Here is a 21,932-nt window from a genome sequence, read left to right on the forward strand (position 1 = left end):
GTAATGTGCAATCAGACAAATTTCATGTTAAAATAGGCGCTATGAATGAATTACTCCATCGAATCGAACGCCTCCAGGAACGCGTCGAGAAAATTATGGTGCGTCTTTGACCTGGCTACAAAAGACGCACAAATAAAAAAACTAGAAGACGAAAGTATGGCCGCAGACTTCTGGTCCGACAATCGTAACGCGCAGACAGTGATGCAACAGATTAATGCGTTACGCGAAGAAGTCACCACCTGGGACGGGATCGCCACTCAGCTCAAAGACCTGCTCGGATTAGCACAATTGCTGGAAGAGGAGCCAGATGAAGAGATGCAGGCAGAGGTAGCTCAATCCCTTATCCCTATAGAGGAGCAGATTGAAAAGCTTCAGTTTGACCTGATGCTCAATGGGGAACACGATGATCGCGATGCGATCTTGAGTATCCACGCGGGCAGCGGTGGCGTCGATGCTCAGGATTGGGCGGAGATACTTCTGCGTATGTATCTCCGCTGGGCTGAACACCATCACTTCAAAACTGAGATTTACGACTATAGTGAAGGTGAAGAGGCCGGGCTTAAGAGTACAACCGTCGAGATTACTGGACGCTATGCCTATGGTTACCTCCGTTCAGAAGCTGGTACACATCGGTTGATTCGCCTCTCTCCCTTTGACGCCGCTCACCGTCGTCATACCTCCTTTGCAAAGGTCGAGGTCATCCCCGATATCGAGAATGCCATCGATATTGTGATTCGACCAGAGGATATCGAGGTCGATACGTATCGCGCCACGGGAGCTGGTGGGCAGCATGTGAATAAGACCGATTCGGCTGTTCGTATGCGCCACCTTCCGACAGGCATCGTGGTAACGTGTCAGAATGAGCGCTCACAGATCCAAAATCGCGAAGTCGCCATGAAACTCCTTAAGGCTAAATTATACGAGTTGGAACAGAAGAAGCATGAGGAAGAGACAGCGCGTCTCAAAGGCGAACACGTCCAAGCCGATTTTGGCACTCAGATTCGCTCGGTAACCGTCCATCCTTACAGTATTGTCAAAGATCATCGCACCAACTACGAAACAGGCAATACCGACGGATATCTAGCCGGTAACGTCGATCCTTTTATTCACGCTTACCTGCAAGCACAAGCAGGCGGAGTCGTAACCGCAGAATAATCCGGCAATGCGGACCACCAATGTGTCTTCACGGACCTGGTGGCCCGCATTTTTTTGTGTGCCTACGAGCACTTCCTGAATAATGAAGATTTATACATAATTAAGGATTTCTCATTACAAAGCTGTAATCCACGAGTTGATTCATGCGAATGCTTGACTTGAGTTGTATCACCTGTTATGCTGAAGGTAAGAAGCAAAGGACTATGCTTCCAACCACATCTTTTGTCGGGTGAGAAATGAAATTTACTCTCTTTTTCCGCAGGAAAATGAAGAATTCTTCATTTAACTACTGACAGAGATGAGGAGTTATGATATTATATGTAGGGTATGGGTAACACCTGCTGTGGGGATGCGGATGCAGTGGCGGAGGCTTCCCTCGGCTTACTATCTCGCTAAGCCTCGCTTGTCAAGCAAAATAGCAAGCGCATATTACCTCCAGAGAGAAGGAAGGAGGCGATTTCGTGGAAAATGCATTTCCTCGGTGTCGCAAGTGTAGTGAAGGTGATCTGGTTCCGCTTTCAGATTTCGGCAGCCAGGGAGCTTCAATAGAGTACAAAGCATGGGTTTGCACCAACCCCTCTTGCCTGTACAATATTAAGATCCGTAATGGTGATATCATCATTAACGAACCAATTAGTGATGGCTCACTCCATACATATCGCAGCGGTCGACAGTAGGAGAGTGGGGGGTAACACACCACAAATTGGCGTTCACGGGCGATGTATGTCGCTTGCTGACGTAACAAGGAGGCCAAAGGTTGGACAGATGATATACCTTCCTTTTGCCTCTTTACACATAGAGGGGTAGTCACAAACAAGGGCCACTACCAGAGCCTGGATGGGTGATTATTAACCCTCTATTTGGCATTTCACTAAAAATGCGGTATAAAGTTAGAGGATATATCTTATCTTTTTAAGATTTTAAATTTATTCAAAAGGAGTCAATGCCGACGTGCTCAATAGATTCTTTGGGCAGAAGCCGCAGGAAGATCCGAAACAGGAGAAATCAGAGCTCGCTCCCACAGCTAATGCCGGCGAGCCTGCCACTGAACAGCGTTTCACCTTCCTGAATCGCACCCGCCAACTTTTTAGTCGGCTGGGCACGACTGTTCAGGATACTGATATCATTACTGATAGCCTATGGGATGAGATGGAAGAGTCTTTGTTGGGGGCTGATGTAGGACCAAGCACTACGCTATGGCTCATCGATCGTCTGCGACAACGTGTTCAGGACGAAAATATGCGGACCGGTAGCCAGGTACAAACAGCCTTACGCGAAGAATTATCGACCCTCCTCGGACAACCATCATCTCTGCGTTTTTCTAAACAATCCCCACTCACAGTTATCCTTGTGATTGGCGTTAATGGTTCAGGTAAAACTACTACGATCGCCAAGTTGGCCTATCGCCTCAAGCACGAAGGGCATTCCGTTATGCTCGCGGCCGGCGATACTTTCCGTGCAGCCGCTATCGACCAGCTACAAGAATGGGGCAATCGCGTTCAAGTTCCTGTGATTAGCCAGCATCCCAATTCTGATCCTGGTGCGGTGGTCTATGATGCGTTACAGGCTGCTGCAAGCCGAGGGAGCGATGTTCTGATTGTCGATACAGCCGGTCGCTTACATACCAAATTTAACCTGATGGAAGAGTTGAAGAAGATTAATAAAATTATTCAGAAATTCGTTCCAGATGGGCCGCATGAGCTTTTAATGGTTATCGATGCAACGACTGGCCAAAATGCTCTGCTACAGGCGCGTAAGTTCGCTGAGGACATCGGTCTTACTGGTGTGGTCATCACCAAGCTGGATAGCACTGCGAAAGGTGGTTTCGCCTTTGCTGTCGCCGACGACTTGGGCGTGCCGATAAAATTTATTGGCACGGGTGAAAAAGTAGAGAATTTGATGCCATTCGAACCGCAAAATTTCGTGGCAGCGCTTTTCGCACAATAATAACTGGAGGTTCCCTCTATGGTAAAAGAAGCAGCTGTTCCATTTACCAGGCAGACTTTATCTTCTCATTCGAGTAAGCCTGCTCTGTCAGAAGTGGGCAATATAGCTGTCAAGTGTGTCAAATGCAAAGAGATTTTATACAGTCGCGATTGGGAAAAGAATCTGAAGGTTTGCACTCGCTGTAATTATCATTTTCGCTTGACAGCCTATGAGCGCATTGAGCTCTTAACTGATCCTGGCAGTTTCACAGAAAGTGATGCCGATATCATTTCTGTGGATCCGCTTCAGTTCAGCACTTTTCCACCATCGCATGCGGACCAGCGGAGTTACGCGGATAAGCTTGCACAGGAGCGCAAAAAGTCCGGTATGAATGAGGCTGTGGTCATCGGCGAGGCGACCATCGAGGAAAAGCCCCTGGTCATGGCAATTATGGATTTCCATTTCATGGGCGGTAGTATGGGCTCCGCAGTCGGCGAAAAGATTACACGTGCGATTGAGATGGCTATTGAGCGTCACGTTCCGGTCTTGATTGCTTCAACATCAGGCGGTGCACGCATGCAAGAAGGACTGTTCTCCCTGATGCAACTGGCAAAAACGTCGGCTGCCCTGGCAAAGCTAGGTGAGGCAAATCTTCCATACATCAGCCTTCTTACCGATCCCACCACAGGTGGTGTCTCGGCCAGCTTTGCAATGCTTGGCGATATTACGCTGGCTGAGCCTGGAGCTCTCGTCTGCTTTACAGGCCCTCGCGTAATCGAACAGTTTATGCATATCAAATTACCTGAAGGCACCGTCAATTCGGAATTTGGCCTCCAGCATGGTATGATTGATACAATTGTGCATCGACGCGACTTGAGAGCGACATTGGGACGCATCTTGCGTCTCTACTCGTGAACGCCGTTGAGTGAAAGCACTTTTTGTTACCGCCGAGCACAGCGCGACAGCAAAGCACAATAGAAGGGAATGCGATGGCTTACGATCTGGAATTTGAAAAGCCGCTAGCTGAGCTAGAAAAAAAAATTTCTACGCTGCAACGTAAGGGTGATCGCCTGAAAGCGGAGGAACTGGTGCAGTTACAAGAAGCTGAGCGCGAGCTCCGCCAGAAGACTGAGGATATTTACAAAAACCTCACGACATGGCAAACTGTTTCAGTGGCCCGCCATAAGGACCGTCCTTACGCAGCAGACTATATTCGATTGATGTGCGATGATTTCTTTGAGCTCCATGGTGATCGCTCATTTGGAGACGACCATGCCATCATGGCTGGCCCCGCCAAAATTGACGATCTCTCTGTGATGCTGATCTGCCATCAAAAGGGCCGCGATATGAAGGAGAGGCAATTCCGCAACCTTGGTATGCCACATCCTGAAGGATATCGCAAAGCACACCGCTTGATGAGGCAGGCTGAAAAGTTCAAGATGCCGATTGTGACACTGATGGATGCTTCAGGTGCATCTCCGGGTCTCGTTGATGAGGAGCGTGGACAGGCAGAGGCAATTGCTTCTACTCTTTATTTGATGCCTCGCCTGCGTGTGCCGATCGTTTCAACCATTATTGGCGAAGGCGGTAGTGGTGGTGCACTGGCCATTGGTGTTGCTGATCGCGTACTCATGTTCGAGCACAGCATTTATATGGTGGCCGCGCCAGAAGCGGCGGCATCCATCATGTGGAGAGACTCAGCACACGCATCATACGCCGCCGAGAGCATGCGTATCAGTGCGCGTGAACTCCTCCCTCTTGGCTTGATCGACGAGATACTACCAGAGCCCATTGGTGGCGGACATCGCAACTATCATCAGATGGCAAACACGCTGAAAGAGGCTCTGAAACGTCATCTGACAGAAGTTGGACAGCTCTCCACGGATGAAATGCTGGAGCGACGCTATCAGAAGTTTAGAGTCATGGGCAAATATGGATCGATTGAGGAACAAATCCTGGCCGTATCTGAAATTTCCTGAGAGACGCTCATTCCAGAGCTAGTCTCTGGGCTATCTCGCTCTTGCAAAAAATGGACCCGGTCGATAGTGTAACCGGGTCCACTTCTTGATAAATTCTTGCACCATGCGATCTATCAGGAGTGCATATATTCAGCCAGAGATTTGATTAAATATCCCATCTTCGGATGCTCGGGGATAACATGTGGGGTTACTCCATATTCCAATAATACGCCCGTACATGTTGGACCAATTGAAGCCACAATCGTCTTAGTATTTAAGGCCACCACCAGGTCAGATCCAAGTTGCAACTCTTCTGCAATCAAGAAGAGATGCCGTATCTGAACCTGACTTGTAAACATCACAGCATCAACACGCCCGGACACCAGATCTCGAACCAATGACTGCAAATCATCGATACGTTCTGGCAGAAGCCACTCATACAGACACAACTCCTCAACCTGCGCGCCACGCGCCACCAGTGTCTCGGCAATCAAAGCATTACGCTCGCCATAATGGAGTATCCCAACGGTCTTGCCATCCACATCAAAGGGAGCTAAGACCTCGATCAACTCATACGTTGTATATGGCTCTGGCGCACTGGCAGCAATCGGAATATCTTCCCGCCTGAGTACCGCTGAGGGTTTAGGACCTCGACAAACAACTGTGATCTTGCGCAAGACATCTACCAATTCAGCACGACGTCCCAAACCGTCCGCTTCCTGCAACAGCGTCTTAATGCCAACGCCTGTAAAAAACACAACCAGAGGAATCGAGCCCGCCACCAATTGATCCAGAAAAGCATTGACAGGTTGAGAGGCATTCAATGATATCTCGCGCACCGCCGGGACACTCCAGGCAGTCCCTCCATTACGACGAATAAGATCAGCCATCTCACCACTCATACGTGCTTCCAGGACGGCAATACGCGCATCTTGAAAAGAAACCATCTTGCACTATCTCATTTCTTTTAGCACACAAAGCGCCAGAACAGGAATAACAGTGAACATCATTTAAAAATCGACACCTTTTTGCGCCAGAATTCCCTGGTTATAAGGATGTTTGATCTCATTCATTTCCGTGACCAGATCAGCATATTCAATCAATTCTGCTGGAGCGTTGCGTCCCGTCAGAATAACATGCATCTTAGGATTGCGAGCCCGCAACGTGGTTAATACCTCCTCAAGATCAAGCCATCCATAGTTTATCGCGTAAGTAATCTCATCCATAATCACAACGTCGTATTGATTGCTTTCGACTTTCTCGCGGCACAGTTGCCAGCATTGCAGAGCCAGAGCCTTATCATGTTCCAGATCATCGCTGTTCCAGGTAAAGCCATCGCCCAGAGGAATTATCTCGACGCCCAATTTCTGGGCGGCACGCACCTCTCCCCACTTACCAGTCTGAGACTTGAGAAATTGTAGCATCGCCACTCGCAGATTCTGTCCCCAGGCCCGAAATAGGACACCCAGAGCAGCCGTCGTCTTCCCTTTGCCATTACCAGTATTTACAATTACCAATCCTCTTGCTGGCTGGCGATGAGCACGCTTATCAGCCTGCTCCTTACGTATCTGCGCACGTCCCTCTTCAGTCAACTCATCAAGTGGAGTATGTTCATTATCTGCCTCAAGAGGCATCTGCTCTTCCATAATTATCCATCCCCTTAGAACCTTCTGCTACTCTATTTTAGCATCAGCAAGACTAACAATATCACGGAGCACCCATATCTCAAACAGACACACAGTAATAGTCTTCTCTACCACATCACAAACCACATACCTCTTTCAAACGCGTCATATCAAGAGAAGAATGCAACACGGCTGCCAACTTGGCATACTCAGTTTGTCGATTAAAAGGAACAAATTTCGTCGCATCCATAGTTAGAGAACGCCTCTCGGCCAAAGCCTTCACAATACCGTGACGAAAAGCATCATTCTCAAACAACCCATGCAGATAGCACCCAGCGCACCATCCATCAACACTCAGCCAGCCATCAGACTCAGGAGATGTATCCAGAGAAAACAGCTCGGTAGCTGATGACTCATGCTTAACTTGCACAGTACGCCCCAGATGAATCTGATATGCTTGCATATCTTGCTCGCCTAGATGAGCGAAGAGTCCACGTGCGGAGGACGACAGTATCCGAGCCTGGCTAAGTTGCGTTGTCTTTTCATCCAGCGCGGCAAAAAAAGTTTCGGCCTTGAGTAAATGCAGCCCTGGTTCAATAGATCCCATCTGACTCTCTATCCCATCAGGATCACTGACACGCTCACCAAGCATCTGATAGCCACCGCAGATGCCCAGAATAGCACTACCAGCATTGACACACTGCCGAATATGCTGAGCCAATCCACACCGCCAGAGCCAGGCGAGATCGAATAATGTATTCTTGGTTCCGGGCAAGATAATAAGATCCGGTTGGGATGGAAAATCAGCAATGCTTCCGGCAAAGCGCACATGAACCATTGGATCGGCTGCTAATGCATCAAATTCATCGTAATTGCTCAGATATGGCAAACGCACAACGACTACTTCAAGTTGTGCCCCATCTGATTGAGCTAAGCGTTGTAATGCTGCTGTTCCCTCATCAAGCGCCACCACATCTTCTTCGGCAATAGAGATATTGCGAAAGAAAGGGACTGTTCCCAGGACAGGTAATCTACTACGTGCGGCCAATAATTGCTCACCATCTCGCCAGAGTGACATATCACCACGAAACTTATTTACAATCAGTCCTTTAACGCGTTGCCTATCCGCACTATCCAGCAGCATCAGAGTGCCAAGCAAGGAGGCAAAAATCCCTCCACGATCTATATCGCCGACCAGGAGCACTGGAGCCTCCGCAATCTGTGCGATCCGCATATTTACAAGATCATTGCGTTGCAGATTCAATTCAACCGGACTTCCAGCTCCTTCAATGATCACAAGATCGTATTGAGCGCGTAAGCTGGTCAATGCTTGCTCCACGACCGAAAGCATCTGGGTACGATTGCGATAATACTCACGCGCTTCCATAGCAGCGAGAGGACGTCCCATCAGAATCACCTGACTCCGCGAATCGCCCTCCGGCTTGAGCAAAATAGGATTCATCTCAACAGTGGGCTCTATCCCCGCCGCCTCGGCCTGGACAACTTGCGCACGTCCCATCTCGCGGCCATCACGCGTGACCCACGAGTTTAACGCCATATTTTGCGCTTTAAATGGAGCGACCCGCCAACCCTCCTGAGCAAAAAGGCGACAGAGTCCAGTGACAAGAGTACTCTTTCCCACAGTCGAGGCAGTCCCCTGAATCATCAAAGTTTTTGCCTGATTCATCATTTTACGATCTCCTGTAAAGCGCTCACCAATTGCCTCCATGCAAACTCGGGATGTGTGGCCACTCTGATATAGCAAGGCAGGCCAAATGAAGTACAATCACGTACCAACATTCCCCGCTGCAATAATTGTTGACGCACACGCTGGGCATCGCCAACCTCGATCAGACAAAAATGCGTCTGAGAAGGCACTATATGTACATCGATTCGTTGTAGAGCCGCAAAGAAAGCTTCACGCTCATGCACAAGCTGGATCATAGATTGCTCAAGATGAGCACGATCGGACAAAGCAGCCTCGCCGGCTGCCTGAGCAATACTACTCACATTCCAGGCAGGCAGCTGCATCTGTAGCCTTTTGACGACATCGACACCGCCGACAGCATAACCCAGTCGGATGCCAGCCAGAGCAAAATCCTTTGTCAAAGAGCGCAACACAAGTACAGGACTGGTTTCATCAGATGAAATACAAGCGACAGATGAAAACTCTTCCACTGGCCAGACAAAATGCCGATACGACTCATCAACAACCAACAACGCACCCGCACGCCGACATTCTGCCACAAGCGCAACGAATGCCTGACGTGCCAAACAGCTACCTGTGGGATTATTGGGATTACAAAGCCAGACCACACGTGGATGTTCTTTGCGCAGAGTTAATAATAGTTCAGCCAGATCGAGCTGGAAGTTCTGCTCTATCCTGGCTCGGACTTCTAATACCTGAGCGCCTACCATGCGAGCAGCTACCTCATACTCACCAAATGTAGGACCAACAATCAGCGTTCTATCACCCACTTTGAGATAAGATCGGGCAATTGTCCAGATCAGCTCGTTCGTACCATTGCCACAAATTAAAGAAGACAAAGCAAGTTGACTGCCATCCAATTCATATTTCAAAATGGCCTGACGCAGTTGCCAGCATTCGCGATCTGGATAACGTTCAACGACTACATTGGCAATCGCTGCACGTACGCGAGGAGATGGTCCATAGGGATTTGAATTGACACTAAAATCCAGTATTTTGTCGGGATGTATGCCCAGGCGCCTTAATTCGCCATAATCCAAAGCGCCATGTACAGCTCGCTCAGATACCTGTGAAGAATCGCTCATGACAACCGCCTTCCGAACCCAAACAGGTATCTACACAACAGCGTCAAGAGCAGCGTAAGGCATCCAACGCACCAGACCATATTCTCAGCACGTCCAATATCGTCAGACGTGGCTGGGCGCTCATGATCACCAAGTTGATAGTGATCAACCTTTTCCAGTTGTAGGCCCAATGCTCCAGCGGCAGCTGACATTGGCTGACCTGCATTAGGGCTTTCCGTTTTACGCGCATCACGCCGCCAGATCCGCCAGCTTCTCCTCCACGTTCCTCCATAGATGGGAGCACACGCGATGATCATCAAAGCCGTCAAACGTGCCGGGATAATGTTCAGCAAATCATCTAAACGAGCTGATACCTTACCCAGGTATTCGTATTTCCCATGATAGCCAATCATGGAGTCAAACGTATTTATCAAACGGTAGAGTGCTGCGCCAGGTAGGCCCAGACAGGTATAGTAAAAAAGCGGAGCCACAACTGAATCGCTCATATTCTCAGCCAATGACTCCACAGCGGCAGCCGCAACTAACTCGGAAGAAAGCTGCGAGCGATCGCGACTGACGAGACTCATCAAAGCATCGCGTGCTCTCGGGAGATCATCAGACGCTAACGCCAGGCGCACAGCTTTACCAGCATCGGCCAACATATGTAAAGCGAAAAACGGCTTGAGAGCTGTGCCTAGTAGGACACCATACAGCAACGTACCAACAGGTGTTCGCAGGCGCAGCTTCAAGCGATCTATACACCAGCACACCATTCTTTGAAAGAGGAGAGCCACAGAAAGGACAATTCCCGATGCCAGAAGAGGCATTACGCCTCCATATATGAGCTGAGCATGATGATCACGTGGGGCAGACCGCTCCAAGCGACTGATCAACCTGCCATACCATACAACAGGATGCCAGGAGACTGGTGGCTCACCAAGTGTATCCAAACCAAACGCAACCAGAACAGCGATCATCGATCCTACCAGCTTATATCCACGCCCACCCTGCTCGTCTCTATACATCAATAGATGCTCTTTCTACTTATCCAGGTGCTAGACACTGGCCGAACAGTAAGCAGGCAAAGCATCAGAAAACTGCGCGGGATGAAGCACCTGAGCCAGACAACGGATACCCTCAACGATACGAGGTCCAGGCCGCTGCATGATATCAGAATTAATATGATAGACCTGACGAGACTTCACAGCTGCAATCCCACTCCAATTTGCGCGTTTATAGACAGCGGAAGCCTGTCCCCCATAGAGAGGATCTTCAGTGAGCACAATATATTGTGGATTCGCCGCAATCACTGCCTCATCAGAGACCTGTGGATACCCACCATTGGAAGTATTGGTATGGAAGATATTAGTACCATTCACATATTGCAACATTTCATCGCCAAAAGAGCCTCCACCAAAAACATATGGCTTCCCTGGTGTACTATCATCAATTTCCAGCAATACTTTTGGTGAAGATGTTCCCTTTACATCGGTTTGAATCTGCGCAATTTGTTGCTGCATCTGTTTCACCAATGCTTGAGCAGCTGCTTGCGTATATGTCAAACGACCGACCAGCAAGATCTGATCTAAGGTCTGCGAAACGTTTGGTGATGGTAGATCCACAACATTCAAACCTAATTTTGTCAGTTGCGTATCATATTTTTCCGACAACCCGCCCGAGCTCAAGATCAGATCAGGCTTCAGCGCCACTATGCTCTCCACATTGACAGTACCTGAGCTATCTGAGACTTTTTTGATTGAAGCCATTGTTGCAGGATAATTCGTCAATGAATCGACGCCGACCACGCGACTTTGCAGGTTCAGAGCGCCCAGGATCTCGCTGACACTGGGAGCTAAAGACACAATACGCTGTGGAGCAGTTTTAGGCAGCACAATTGGAGTGCCATAGGCATCCAGAGCGGCTGTCGGCGTTGGAGTAACTTTTGCTTGCGAAGGAGAAGGGGAAGAGGTTTGTCCACAAGCGGCTAAAGAGAGCAATAAGACCATCAAACAGGCCAAAAGAAAATGAGAAGAGATGACATGGGTGCGCATACAAATAGTATCCTTCTAGACAACGCCCGCAGTCACCTCGCGTGAAATGGAGACTCATCTGAGACACTTGATAAAATAATCCACAGCGTGTCTCGATAGCTCGCTCCTTTTACGCGAAGGATCATGAGCTCAACTCATCAGGCAGGTCTCCTGACTTCCAGCAATACATGTTTATTGGATCTTTAGCGAGCCCATAATGAGCGCAAAAAATTAAACATGATACCAGTTACAGTAGCGCGACTGCGTCGGATTTGCACCGACTTCCCTATTCTGCTGAGATTATTTGTCTCAACCACCTGATGAAATAAATATAGAGATAGTTTCAATCAATAGTATACCGATCATTAGCTAATGATGTCAAACCTGGAATGAGCTTAAGTGATTATCCCCCCATGTATTTACTACTCTTCACCCATCAAAGACTATACGAAAAAGCCAAGGAGTTACAGGGTTACTTCTTCATGTAAGCGCTTAATATCAACTCCCAATCCGGCGATCATCAGATAGACACGTGGAGCTACGGCCGCAAGACGTTGGTTGACTAGCCCTAATAAATCTCGATATACGCGTCCCAAAGCATAGGCAGGAACAATTCCCAAACCGACTTCATTTGTCACGACAATCAACGTCTTATCTGATCCCAATGCAGCCACAACCTGCAGCAAATCATTAATCGCAGCTACTACAGCATCATAATAATGTGAACTGATAGCCGATGCATCCTTTGAAGCATCATCGCCTTGCGCAAAAAGCCAATTTGATAACCAGACCGTCATACAATCCAGAATCAGCACATCTGCCACTGCTGATGCCTTACATACAGCATCAGACAGATGTAACGGCTCCTCAATCGTCGACCAGACAGCAGGACGCGCCGCTTGATGTCGCGAGATACGGTTACGCATATCTTCATCGCCAGCAGTAGCAGTGGCGATAAAAGCCACCGAGCGTCCACTCTCTAGTGCCAGACGTTCAGCAAATGTGCTCTTGCCGCTCCGTGCTCCTCCCAAAACCAACAGCAGATTCGAGATGCTAGACTGCTCCATATGTTTTTTTTCACTATCCATCAAACGATTTCCTATCTTCCCTTAAAGCCAGAAACGTAGCAGAGTAAATAAAAGCAAGAGGACCACCTCAGAGATTTCTGTGATGGCTCCATAAGTATCTCCAGTCAAGCCGCCCAGAGTTGAGGTAACATATTCGCCGATCGCCCAGGTCAATAGCGCCCCGCACACCAAAATGATCAGCCCGACCACAACATGTCCAGCCAACACAGCAATAACCCATGTCAGAATGGCAGCGCAAATAACCCGCTTACGTGTTACCGTTTGTCGAAAAGATGTTCCTAATCCACTTGCGCGTGCTCCTGGATATGCATACATAGCTAATACCATATTCCAACGAGCAATCGGTAAAATTGTCAGCAAAGCCAGCGGTAATTGATGAGTATCAAGACTTGCCAATAAGGCAAACTTTAGAAGCAAAAGACAAATGCCACCAAGTACACCAAAGCTTCCCACCCGACTATCACGCATAATCTCCAACTTATGCTCACGATCACGCCCACCAAAGAGGCCATCGCAACAATCCATCAACCCATCCAGATGCAGGCCACCAGTCAATATGACAAGAGCAACTACGAGTAAAGCAGCCAGCACTAATCCTGACACAACCGATCCAAAAATAAGCACCACAAGCCAGAGAATCACTGCCAGTATCAGACCAACCAGAGGAAAATACACGCTACCTGAAAAAATCTTTACATCAGCCTCATCAGTATCCGTCCGAAAAAGTTGCGTGGCACCAGGAACTGGTAGTATCGAAAGAAAGCGGATCGCAGCCACAAATTCTTTCCACTGCTCTAAAAACCAGGAGTCACGCGCAGGCCTCAAAGAAGCCCGAGGCATCCGCCCCAGATCAGATTGAGGTGGAGGTATATCAGACATCTAACGCATATCCTTCCGCATTGCAAAATAATCCATAGCTACAACGTCACCTCGATAAGATGATGATTCAGTAGAGCTAGCGTCGTTGTCGAGGCCACATCCTCAACTCCAACAAGGAAATCCACTGCACTCAATGAACCATGATCAAAGCGTAGCTGCCAGTGATGCTCAACAGGCATGCCAAGTAAGTGACATAACAGCACACGTAATACTCCCTGATGGCTAACCAGCACCAGATCTCCTTCGGGCAACATGATAGCATCTTGAAGCAGTTTCCCGAACGCCCTCTGTACTCTCTCAAAAAGAGCGGTCAGTGTCTCCCCACCAGGAGGAGACACTTGCGCTGGAGCGGTAAAAAAGTCGAGTTGATCAGGAAAACGATCAACAATCTGAGTATATGTCAGCCCTTCCCAGGCCCCAAAAGAGAGCTCACGCCACTCTGGCGATGACCTAATCATTAATGGAGCAACACAACTTTGAGCAATACCCTCAGCCGTCTGCTGAGCACGTTGCAGATCGCTGGTATACACAGCGACAATCGGCCGCTGCAGTAGCTGCTCACTTACCCATTTAACTTGAGTCTCTCCCAAAGGGGATAAAGTGATATCGTAATGACCACAAAAACGCTTTTCTCGATTCCATGCGGTCTCTCCATGGCGAACCAACCAGAGACGGCGCACCGTCGCTTCTAATGTTGTCTTCACAGGAACATCCTCTCCCCGTAACATCCCAAGATTGTTGTTGACACACTGAGGACTCTTCTTGCTCTCGACCGAGAGCAAGAGCTGTCTTTCCTTTAGAGAGTAGTACGCTCCGGTCGAAAAGCAGGCATGCACAGAGACCAATACTCACACGGAATATCTATCTGAGCATTACTATAGATCACACGTGTTTGCCGTTCCACCAAACATGTCTCGCCAGGTCCCACCTCTACCCGTTGCTCATCAGCCTCAACAGCCAATCTTCCCGACACAACAATCACCACTTCATCAAATTCGGCAACCTGCGCAGGCTCATGCCACGCAGGAGGAGCAAACATGTGTGCCAGACTAAAAGCGTCTTGCTGAGTATTAAGGACACCAAAGTGCTCGTCGATAATTTTCCCATCCTCGCGAGGAAAAATACTGCCATGTTCTATTTTTCGTAACATCTGTACTTCACGCCCCTTTTCATTTATGAGATTTAAAACGACCTCTATCACCAATCCAATCGGCCATCACTGATTAATCCCCCGCGCTCAATGCAGCAGGATTAATAGCCTGGACTCCTTATATGATATCTCAGTCGAAATAGATGTGTGCAAAAATTGCACACAAAGATTCCTCTCACCGCTATGCATCCAATTGCCTGCGAGATTTTTTTGCCAATATGCTTGCACGCACACGTATCAAGAGATAGGTCCCAATACATCCTACCACCAGAGCGGCAGCCGTACCGCTATATACGACACTATACGTCGAAGCGGTCAGCCCCAGGCCAAAGAGTGGAAAGAGCACGATCATCGCCAGGCTGAACAGGCCCGTTTCAAAAGAGAGAATCACTGCTCGCTGCTTTTCAGGGCTTCCTTCATTCAGACGTGTACTGATAGTTGGATATAGAATTGCCGTCGAAGCCTGAAAGAGCAACAAAAATCCAACCAGATTAACGATCGCATTTGGGACAATCATCAAAAGCAAGCCACCAAACTGCGAGAGCACACAAGCGGCAACAAGCAAGCGCAGAGATAAACGCCGCATCAGCACTGGAGCCAGCGCAGTAAAACCAAATTGGCTCAAACTACTGACAGCCATAATCAGTCCGATAGTACTCAAAACAAAACCAAGATCATGAAATTGCAGTTGCACAAAAAAGTAGATGGTTGTGTTACAACTTTCGGTAATGCCCGATATAAAAATTAGCCCCAACAATTTTGGTGAATGCCAAACAACGTGTAATCCTTTACTCAAATGCAAGATAGGATGAGGACGCTCCAGTTTCTCACGCTGTGGTTCAGTTACTTCTTTAGGAATCAGTAACAAAGGGATAATAGCCAGCAAGCATACAAAGATACGACAGATAAAAGGCAACACTTGTAGCCAATTGCCCAGATAGCCACCGGAAGCTGTACCCGTAATCTCACACACAATACTCAACATCAGAGTCAGGCTAAAAAGTTTACTATAACGTACCCCTTGTTGTTGTGGATCTCCTGGTGCCGCATATCCCGTCAGCGTCCAAAGCACAGCCTCATTTGCTCCTCCGAGAAATGCATAGGATATACCTGAAAGCGCAAAGCTTATACATAAAAATGCAATGTTTGGAGTCAGGAAAAACACGTTCTCAATAGCTCCGAGCAGGCAGTAAATGATCAAGCTTTTGCGTCGTCCAATCAAATCTGCAAAGATGCCCGTTGGTACCTCACAGATAAATTTAGCCAGATGAAACGTCATTTCCAGCAGGCCAAGATCAAATGGCGAATAGCCACGTGACGCCAGATAGATCATCCAGATAGCGCTGGTAAAAAGCAACCTCATGGCGCCATTGTAGCCAAGGAAGGCAATAAGCCAACGGCGCCACGGAACAATGCGTGGCTCCCCTAAGATTAAAGATGGTGGAGTAACAATAGACTCGTTCATCAGAGTCAGACCCTTTCTTCGTTAGAATCCCCATACTTATCAAGACTGTATGAGGTACAAGATACGATTGAGGCCTGGCTTGAAAAGCATACGAAGAAAGGTATGGCGCTTAGAGAGTGCATCTATCCCGATAGTGATCTCTGATCATGCATAGCAAACAGGATCATATAAGGTTACAGTAGGGAAAGTTGAATGGAGGAAAGTAACTCCACGCTAAAGAGCGCATGCCAGAGGAGGCATACGTTTATCATAGCGCGACATTCCGCCGTACAAGCATTTCAGCGCCAGGCTGCTTATACGGCAAAGACATGTCCGATACGTGTCGGAAGAAGATAATAATAGGCTGCGCGCAAAACATTGATAGCTAATAACGCACAGCTAGCTTGTGGAATACTCATAACGTTAATAGTACTCAAGACACATATGATTGTCAAGGGGATACTTCTCTTGCTCCAATATTCAACAAGGTGATTGATAGTGTTGCATACTTTGTCTCCATGCCTGCCAATATAGTTCTCGACCAATAGTTTTTTCGACTTGCTCCTGCATATGTTTGATCTGTTCCTGCGCATAGGCATCATAGGCAACGAGATCAAATGCTCGCCGAAGATAGGCAATAAAAGATGACAGGTGGCCTTTAAAAGACGAAATGATTCCCAGGTAAATGTGTGTCTGACTCTCAGCAAGATGATCACTGCACAGATAAAAGATTTTTTGTGCTCGCAAAAAATGATCCTGGGCTTCTTCAAACTTCCCTTGCATGGCATATGCGATTGCTAAAGAACAGTATTGCTCTCCTTCACCTTTACTATTGCGTACTGTTTGATAAAGATCTCGTGCACGTTGAAAATAGGAGATTGCTTTATGCGACTGTCCTAATTCCATACATATGAATCCAGAACTGCTGAGTAGCCTTCCCTCCTCCTGCTTATTACCATGGATATTTGCCACTTCAAGCGCATAGTTTAGATACAACTTTGCGTCATGAACTTTGTTATGCAAGCGAGAAACCTCACTCATCTTTCTCAAAGCGATACTATCAAGCAAGCGATCTTCATAGATATCAGTCAGATTTAAAGCCATATCAAAACATATACGCGCTTCTGAAATCAAACTGGTCTGTAATTGAAGAGTGCCCAGATTCAGGAGCGTTTTTATCACATTACTTGTGTCATCAAGAAAGCGAAACAGTTCAAGTGATTGCTGGAGATAGGCGATACCTTCATCAAATAGGCCCGCCTTTGAATAGCTGCAGCCTAAATTGCCTAACAATAATGCTTGCGTATCTGGTCTTCCCAAACTGTGCTCAACATTCAAAGCCTCATGATAATAAATCAGCGCATCCGTCCAATTCTCCTCCTGTGCAGTCATATCTCCGCGTCGCCAGGCCAAATTGCTCCCTTGATGATTAAGTAGCAAGAAATCATCATCATCATCTAATTCCCTGGTATAAAAAAGGAGATCATTGTTCTTGCCACCAGCCGTAAAAATTTCTTTTCTAATCCGATAGCGCTGAAAAATCAACAAACGCAAATAATTCTCGCTCATACGCCACCAATGCTGGAAATCTCTTTGATGAGCGATATCTTTAAGGCTATCAATTTTTTGCTGGATCTTTTTATACTCAGTCTGATCCCCAGTTTTTAGCAGGAATCGGCCCATGCGCCAATATGCCAGAGCTTTCCCTTTGTTACCCCTTATGTCATAGATAAATTCACCACAGCTCCACACGATCTTCGTTTTAACATGGGACATACCGATATTGACATAGATACAACCTTCGCCAAGCGTATCCCCCAGTTCTTGAAAGAGTGTCAGTGCACACTTGTTATGGAGATGTGCCTCTTCTATCTTGCCCAATGACGTAAGCGCACCTGCAATATTCCCAAACTGCCTTGCCTCTCCCGAAAGATCCTTCCTGTTACGAGCTAGAGCAAGCGCCCTTTGGTACAGTTGGGTAGCCTCCTCTAGATGCCCTTCAGCCTGTTGCAGCAATCCAAGATTATTCAGGTGCTGTTCTTCTGCTCTCCTATCGCCACGCCCTTGATCAAGTAATAATGCTTGCTGATAGGCTCGAAATGCCTCATCATGCTGCCCCAAAGTGCGATAGACGTTTCCTACGTTACTTACAATGCTGCCAAGTAACCCTCTATCACCGTGTTCAGTCGCAATGCATTTTGCTTGATCAAAAAAGTGGAGCGCCAATTGAGAGCGTTGATCTTTCCAATGAGCGATTCCAATATGTGCCAGGGTTTTGGCTTCGTTGTACTGATCATGCACGGAGCAGAATAAATCAAGTGCCTCCTCAAAGTAACAAATACCAATAGCAGGCAACTCAAACGCTTCTACATATGCACACCCCATACTGCCTAATTCAACAGCCTGGTACTCAATATTCCCCAACTCTTTTGCTATAAGAAGAGCAGCATCGTGACATGCCATCGCTTCATCCGCACATTTCAGTCTGGTATAGATTGCCCCCAAATTGCTTAAAGCATGCATTTCAGCTTCTCTATCATTATTAATGCGGATAATAGCCAACGCTTCCTGATAATAAGAAATTGCTCTCTGAATTTTTCCCTCTGCACCTGAAGCCAGGCCAAGCTGGCAGAGGCAATCAAGGAGTAAGCGACCAAAGCGAGCTTGTTTCGCTATCGCCAGTGCCTCTTCAAGGACAACAAGTGCTCGGCCAAAGTACTCTGTCTGATACAAAAGTGATCCAAGCTGTAATAAGACTGCCCCAATTTCAACCTGACTATGAAATTCCCTATACATAGGCATAGCCTGCTCAATTGAGCACACAGCTTCAGCCATCAAACCTAAAACCGCACAACTCCTACCCAGAAATATCCCTGCATCGCCTTCCGCTTGTCTGTCATCCCCACATCTCACCTCATTGAGACGTTGCTCGGCATACGCTAGCTGCTGCCAATCTTTATCGTTTTCCGTCATATGCACCTCCCGAAAAAGCAATAGCGGCTATTCAAGCACCATACTATATTATTATATCCTTTCTGCAAGACATTTCAAACAGTTTCTACATCTAAATTAATCAATATTTGCTCATTAAACTGCCATGAGAAGCAAAAACAGGGAGTGGAAACGTGTTATTTACGTTTCCACTCCCTGTTTTTGCTTCTCCAATAAGCTTGACAAGACAACAAATGTGTCTCATGATCCCATGCTGTCAGGCCTCAAGCTAACGCTTCAAGACCCAATCACCATTCTGTTTGACAACCGTAGAAGGTGGGCCAGGAAAATTCTGAATCGATTTTCCTTGATTAAGATACATCTGTATATCTCTCCAGATTGGGCCGGCGCCATCAACACCTGTGACATCGACCATCTTGGAGTCATCATTATTTCCTGCCCAGACGCCAACCGTATAGTGGGTAGTATAGCCCATCGTCCAGTTATCAACAAATGAGTTCGATGTACCCGTTTTCACCGCTGATGGAATGACTTGTCCTGGATTACCTGCATAGCACTGTGAGGTACTATTAGCATAGAGGTAGAGCGCACTACATGGCCCAAACTCTAAATTTCTCGATGTATTATCGCTCAGGATACTGGTTGTCATAAAGGCTGCCGCCTGACTCAGCACCCGCACGCCCTTTGTATTCGGCTTGAATACGACTTTTCCATTTTGATCTGTCACAAGATTGATGGCATGATATGGAACGCGTACACCACCATTTGCAAAGGTCGCATAGCCTTCAGTATTATCGATCAGTCGAATACTTAGAGCTCCGAGCACCATCGTGATATTTGGTGTGCCATAAAAGACATTTGATGCTTTTGTCGTCGTGCCATCAGAGATACCCATCATCTTTTCAGCATTTTGCAATGCTTGATCGATACCTACCGCTTGTTCGATCTTTACAGCGGGAATATTTAACGAGTTATCTAACGCCAATCGATAGGTAATTAAGCCGTTATAATTCCGGCTATAATTTTGTGGCTGATAGGCAGGCAAGCCACAACACATAGGGACCGTCAGGGGAGCATCAAGCACCGGTGATCCAGGACTGGCAATGCCTTGCTGGAAAGCTGCTGAATAGACATATGGCTTGAAGGATGAGCCTGGCTGCCGATAACCTTGCGTGGCGACATTGAAGGAGCCATACTTTGGATTACTTGGATCAATATTACCAACAATCGCACTCACTTCTCCCGTATGTTGATCCATCACAACTACGGCAGCATTACTCATATTATGAGCCGACATTTGTTGAATATGGAGCTTGGCATCCGCCTGAGCATAATTTTGCACTTTGAGATTGAGGGCCGTAGTAACATTCAAGCCAGAGCGTGAGAGATCCGATGTTTTTACATTAAGATCCGTATCTAATTCAGTAATCACATAGCTAACATAGGTTGATGCTTGTATGGCTGGCAAATAAGTAGGCTTGATAAAATTTGGGCGCTGAATTTCCTCAATCGCAGCGGCTTTTTGCTTCCCATCTATATAGTGCTGGACATAAAGTTGTTGGAGCACTTGAAGTGTGCGTACGTAGTTATTTTTTGGATAAGCTATTGGATTGCGTAATGCCGGATTACTTGGGATACCCGCCAGGGTTGCAGCTTGAGCTATATCGAGTTGCTGCGCGGCGGTCTCCTTTGCCGTATCATGTAAACCAAAGTAGCGCGTCGCAGCAGCTTCCGTACCATATACCATATCGCCATAGTAGGTCGTATTGAGATACATCGCCATGATCTGCTCTTTAGTATAGTGACGCGTAACCTCTGGAGCAAGCATGATCTCTTGTAACTTGCGCAAAGCAGTATCCTGATCACCTACCAATGTATTCTTCACTAACTGCTGCGTGATAGTGCTCCCACCCGAAACTACCCCATGGGCCGTTACATCTTCAATCGCGGCACGCACAATACCAGAGATATCATAGCCATCATTTTTCCAAAATGTTTGATCTTCAATCGCAATTTCTGCATGAACCATATTAGGTGAAATTTTTGCCAGAGGCAGGCTCGTCTGAAGCCCCTGGTCTGCTGCCTGATAGATAACACTCCCCTGAGAATCATAAATCTTTAAATTATCCTTGGGCAGGAGATCTTGCAGCGTCATAACGCTTCCTTGATATTTTTGATTGACTGCATTAGAAAATCCTTGTACAGTCACAAAAATAATCATAACGACCAGCGCAATTGAAACGATACTGGCACCAAGAGTCACCATGGTGCGCGTACTTGTACGGGTAGTAGCAGCGACTTTTAAATTAGAAATGCGTAAGTTTCTACGCTTCAGGTGACGTTTTATATACCAGCCAGGTTCGTGTAGACGGGTCTGAGAAGCCTGATACATGACTCCGCGAGGCACTTGTTCAGGAACATCGGCCAAACGCTGAGCCGCAGCAGCTTGACTATAGGTTGGAAGCTTGGCAGGTTGCCTGGGGCGCTCGGTTCCTTCATCGGATGCTGGAAGCTGCACGAGCGCTTTTTCGTCATTGGAGCCCGAATCTCCCCCGGTGCGCATTCCGGTTGCCATAATGGTATCTCTTTCTAGGTTCTATAAAGCCATCTTTCCCTAAGTTTGCTACATATACATAATAGAATATCAGTATGCATTTTAACACGATAGGCGTGAGGATGAAGCGACGTACTTAACACTGTGAGGTAAAGTACACGACTTGATGCAAAATAATCAGAAGCAAAAGCACATATAGACATGCGCATCCTTGCGATATCGCACTTCTATTTAACACTATTTATGATTTTTTGATACATTTGTAGGAGTAATAGGTATGTTCGAGTGGTGAAAATAACTACTTGCTGGTTGGCTAACTTCTGCTGCTGCCATGATCTAATCTTTCATCGGACATCACCCAGCATGCCTATCTCCTCAATAATACTACGCACGGAGGTA

At 47.2% G+C, this 21,932-nt stretch carries 17 protein-coding genes and 1 riboswitch; of the genes, 4 read left to right on the forward strand and 13 right to left on the reverse strand.

Annotation, left to right across the window (positions count from 1 at the left end; all coding sequences use genetic code 11):
- The first annotated feature begins 41 nt into the window (after positions 1 to 41).
- From prfB to AC27N8_RS15715, 4 genes are all read left to right on the forward strand, one after another.
- A protein-coding gene (gene prfB, locus AC27N8_RS15700) for a peptide chain release factor 2 (RefSeq protein WP_487068327.1) occupies positions 42 to 1,155 on the forward strand; the annotation gives its coding sequence in 2 pieces (ribosomal slippage) (positions 42 to 107 and positions 109 to 1,155; 1,113 coding nt in all).
- A gap of 951 nt (positions 1,156 to 2,106) precedes the next feature.
- On the forward strand, positions 2,107 to 3,102 hold the full coding sequence (gene ftsY, locus AC27N8_RS15705; protein ID WP_487068328.1) for a signal recognition particle-docking protein FtsY: 996 nt from the start codon (positions 2,107 to 2,109) through the stop codon (positions 3,100 to 3,102).
- An 18-nt stretch (positions 3,103 to 3,120) separates the two neighbouring features.
- Complete coding sequence (gene accD, locus AC27N8_RS15710; protein WP_487068329.1) at positions 3,121 to 3,996, forward strand: acetyl-CoA carboxylase, carboxyltransferase subunit beta; 876 nt, start codon at positions 3,121 to 3,123, stop codon at positions 3,994 to 3,996.
- Positions 3,997 to 4,070: 74 nt separating this feature from the next.
- Positions 4,071 to 5,060, forward strand: a complete 990-nt coding sequence (locus AC27N8_RS15715; protein WP_487068330.1) for an acetyl-CoA carboxylase carboxyltransferase subunit alpha — start codon at positions 4,071 to 4,073, stop codon at positions 5,058 to 5,060.
- 113 nt (positions 5,061 to 5,173) lie between these two features.
- Here AC27N8_RS15715 and AC27N8_RS15720 read toward each other — a convergent pair whose 3' ends face one another.
- From AC27N8_RS15720 to AC27N8_RS15780, 13 genes are all read right to left on the reverse strand, one after another.
- Positions 5,174 to 5,986, reverse strand: coding sequence for a uroporphyrinogen-III synthase (locus AC27N8_RS15720; RefSeq protein WP_487068331.1), 813 nt, complete (start codon positions 5,984 to 5,986; stop codon positions 5,174 to 5,176).
- A 63-nt stretch (positions 5,987 to 6,049) separates the two neighbouring features.
- Positions 6,050 to 6,685, reverse strand: coding sequence for a cob(I)yrinic acid a,c-diamide adenosyltransferase (cobO, locus tag AC27N8_RS15725; protein ID WP_487068332.1), 636 nt, complete (start codon positions 6,683 to 6,685; stop codon positions 6,050 to 6,052).
- A gap of 115 nt (positions 6,686 to 6,800) precedes the next feature.
- Complete coding sequence (locus AC27N8_RS15730; RefSeq protein ID WP_487068333.1) at positions 6,801 to 8,354, reverse strand: cobyric acid synthase; 1,554 nt, start codon at positions 8,352 to 8,354, stop codon at positions 6,801 to 6,803.
- Entirely contained in the window at positions 8,351 to 9,457 is a 1,107-nt protein-coding gene (locus AC27N8_RS15735; protein ID WP_487068334.1) for a pyridoxal phosphate-dependent aminotransferase, read from the reverse strand. The genes AC27N8_RS15730 and AC27N8_RS15735 overlap by 4 nt, the downstream gene beginning before the upstream one ends.
- Positions 9,454 to 10,461: an adenosylcobinamide-phosphate synthase CbiB gene (cbiB, locus tag AC27N8_RS15740; protein WP_487068335.1), complete on the reverse strand. Its 1,008-nt coding sequence runs from the start codon at positions 10,459 to 10,461 to the stop codon at positions 9,454 to 9,456. Before cbiB ends, AC27N8_RS15735 begins: the two co-directional genes overlap by 4 nt.
- 30 nt (positions 10,462 to 10,491) lie before the next feature.
- Positions 10,492 to 11,487 (reverse strand): ABC transporter substrate-binding protein, encoded by a 996-nt coding sequence (locus tag AC27N8_RS15745; protein ID WP_487068337.1) that lies wholly within the window; start codon positions 11,485 to 11,487, stop codon positions 10,492 to 10,494.
- 123 nt (positions 11,488 to 11,610) lie between these two features.
- Positions 11,611 to 11,802, reverse strand: a riboswitch (cobalamin riboswitch).
- A 128-nt stretch (positions 11,803 to 11,930) separates the two neighbouring features.
- Complete coding sequence (gene cobU / locus AC27N8_RS15750; RefSeq protein WP_487068338.1) at positions 11,931 to 12,554, reverse strand: bifunctional adenosylcobinamide kinase/adenosylcobinamide-phosphate guanylyltransferase; 624 nt, start codon at positions 12,552 to 12,554, stop codon at positions 11,931 to 11,933.
- 21 nt (positions 12,555 to 12,575) lie between these two features.
- Positions 12,576 to 13,433: an adenosylcobinamide-GDP ribazoletransferase gene (gene cobS / locus AC27N8_RS15755; RefSeq protein ID WP_487068339.1), complete on the reverse strand. Its 858-nt coding sequence runs from the start codon at positions 13,431 to 13,433 to the stop codon at positions 12,576 to 12,578.
- Positions 13,434 to 13,471: 38 nt separating this feature from the next.
- A complete protein-coding gene (locus AC27N8_RS15760) occupies positions 13,472 to 14,137 on the reverse strand; it encodes a histidine phosphatase family protein (protein WP_487068340.1) in 666 nt (221 codons plus the stop codon).
- A 92-nt stretch (positions 14,138 to 14,229) separates the two neighbouring features.
- On the reverse strand, positions 14,230 to 14,583 hold the full coding sequence (locus AC27N8_RS15765; protein WP_487068341.1) for a cupin domain-containing protein: 354 nt from the start codon (positions 14,581 to 14,583) through the stop codon (positions 14,230 to 14,232).
- A 181-nt stretch (positions 14,584 to 14,764) separates the two neighbouring features.
- Complete coding sequence (locus AC27N8_RS15770; protein WP_487068342.1) at positions 14,765 to 16,048, reverse strand: MFS transporter; 1,284 nt, start codon at positions 16,046 to 16,048, stop codon at positions 14,765 to 14,767.
- 459 nt (positions 16,049 to 16,507) lie between these two features.
- Positions 16,508 to 19,000, reverse strand: a complete 2,493-nt coding sequence (locus AC27N8_RS15775) for a tetratricopeptide repeat protein (RefSeq protein ID WP_487068343.1) — start codon at positions 18,998 to 19,000, stop codon at positions 16,508 to 16,510.
- 247 nt (positions 19,001 to 19,247) lie between these two features.
- Entirely contained in the window at positions 19,248 to 21,554 is a 2,307-nt protein-coding gene (locus tag AC27N8_RS15780) for a transglycosylase domain-containing protein (protein ID WP_487068344.1), read from the reverse strand.
- Positions 21,555 to 21,932 lie beyond the last annotated feature (378 nt).

This window comes from Dictyobacter sp. Z7_2 (assembly GCF_057551105.1).

Coding starts and splice junctions, on each gene's coding strand:
- cbiB (WP_487068335.1), bottom strand. CDS start 10,461: ATGTATAGAGACGAGCAGGGTGGGCGTGGATATAAGCTGGTAGGATCG.
- AC27N8_RS15745 (WP_487068337.1), bottom strand. CDS start 11,487: ATGCGCACCCATGTCATCTCTTCTCATTTTCTTTTGGCCTGTTTGATG.
- cobO (WP_487068332.1), bottom strand. CDS start 6,685: ATGGAAGAGCAGATGCCTCTTGAGGCAGATAATGAACATACTCCACTT.
- AC27N8_RS15730 (WP_487068333.1), bottom strand. CDS start 8,354: ATGATGAATCAGGCAAAAACTTTGATGATTCAGGGGACTGCCTCGACT.
- AC27N8_RS15765 (WP_487068341.1), bottom strand. CDS start 14,583: ATGTTACGAAAAATAGAACATGGCAGTATTTTTCCTCGCGAGGATGGG.
- cobS (WP_487068339.1), bottom strand. CDS start 13,433: ATGTCTGATATACCTCCACCTCAATCTGATCTGGGGCGGATGCCTCGG.
- AC27N8_RS15735 (WP_487068334.1), bottom strand. CDS start 9,457: ATGAGCGATTCTTCACAGGTATCTGAGCGAGCTGTACATGGCGCTTTG.
- cobU (WP_487068338.1), bottom strand. CDS start 12,554: ATGGATAGTGAAAAAAAACATATGGAGCAGTCTAGCATCTCGAATCTG.
- AC27N8_RS15775 (WP_487068343.1), bottom strand. CDS start 19,000: ATGACGGAAAACGATAAAGATTGGCAGCAGCTAGCGTATGCCGAGCAA.
- AC27N8_RS15720 (WP_487068331.1), bottom strand. CDS start 5,986: ATGGTTTCTTTTCAAGATGCGCGTATTGCCGTCCTGGAAGCACGTATG.
- AC27N8_RS15715 (WP_487068330.1), top strand. CDS start 4,071: ATGGCTTACGATCTGGAATTTGAAAAGCCGCTAGCTGAGCTAGAAAAA.
- accD (WP_487068329.1), top strand. CDS start 3,121: ATGGTAAAAGAAGCAGCTGTTCCATTTACCAGGCAGACTTTATCTTCT.
- AC27N8_RS15770 (WP_487068342.1), bottom strand. CDS start 16,048: ATGAACGAGTCTATTGTTACTCCACCATCTTTAATCTTAGGGGAGCCA.
- AC27N8_RS15780 (WP_487068344.1), bottom strand. CDS start 21,554: ATGGCAACCGGAATGCGCACCGGGGGAGATTCGGGCTCCAATGACGAA.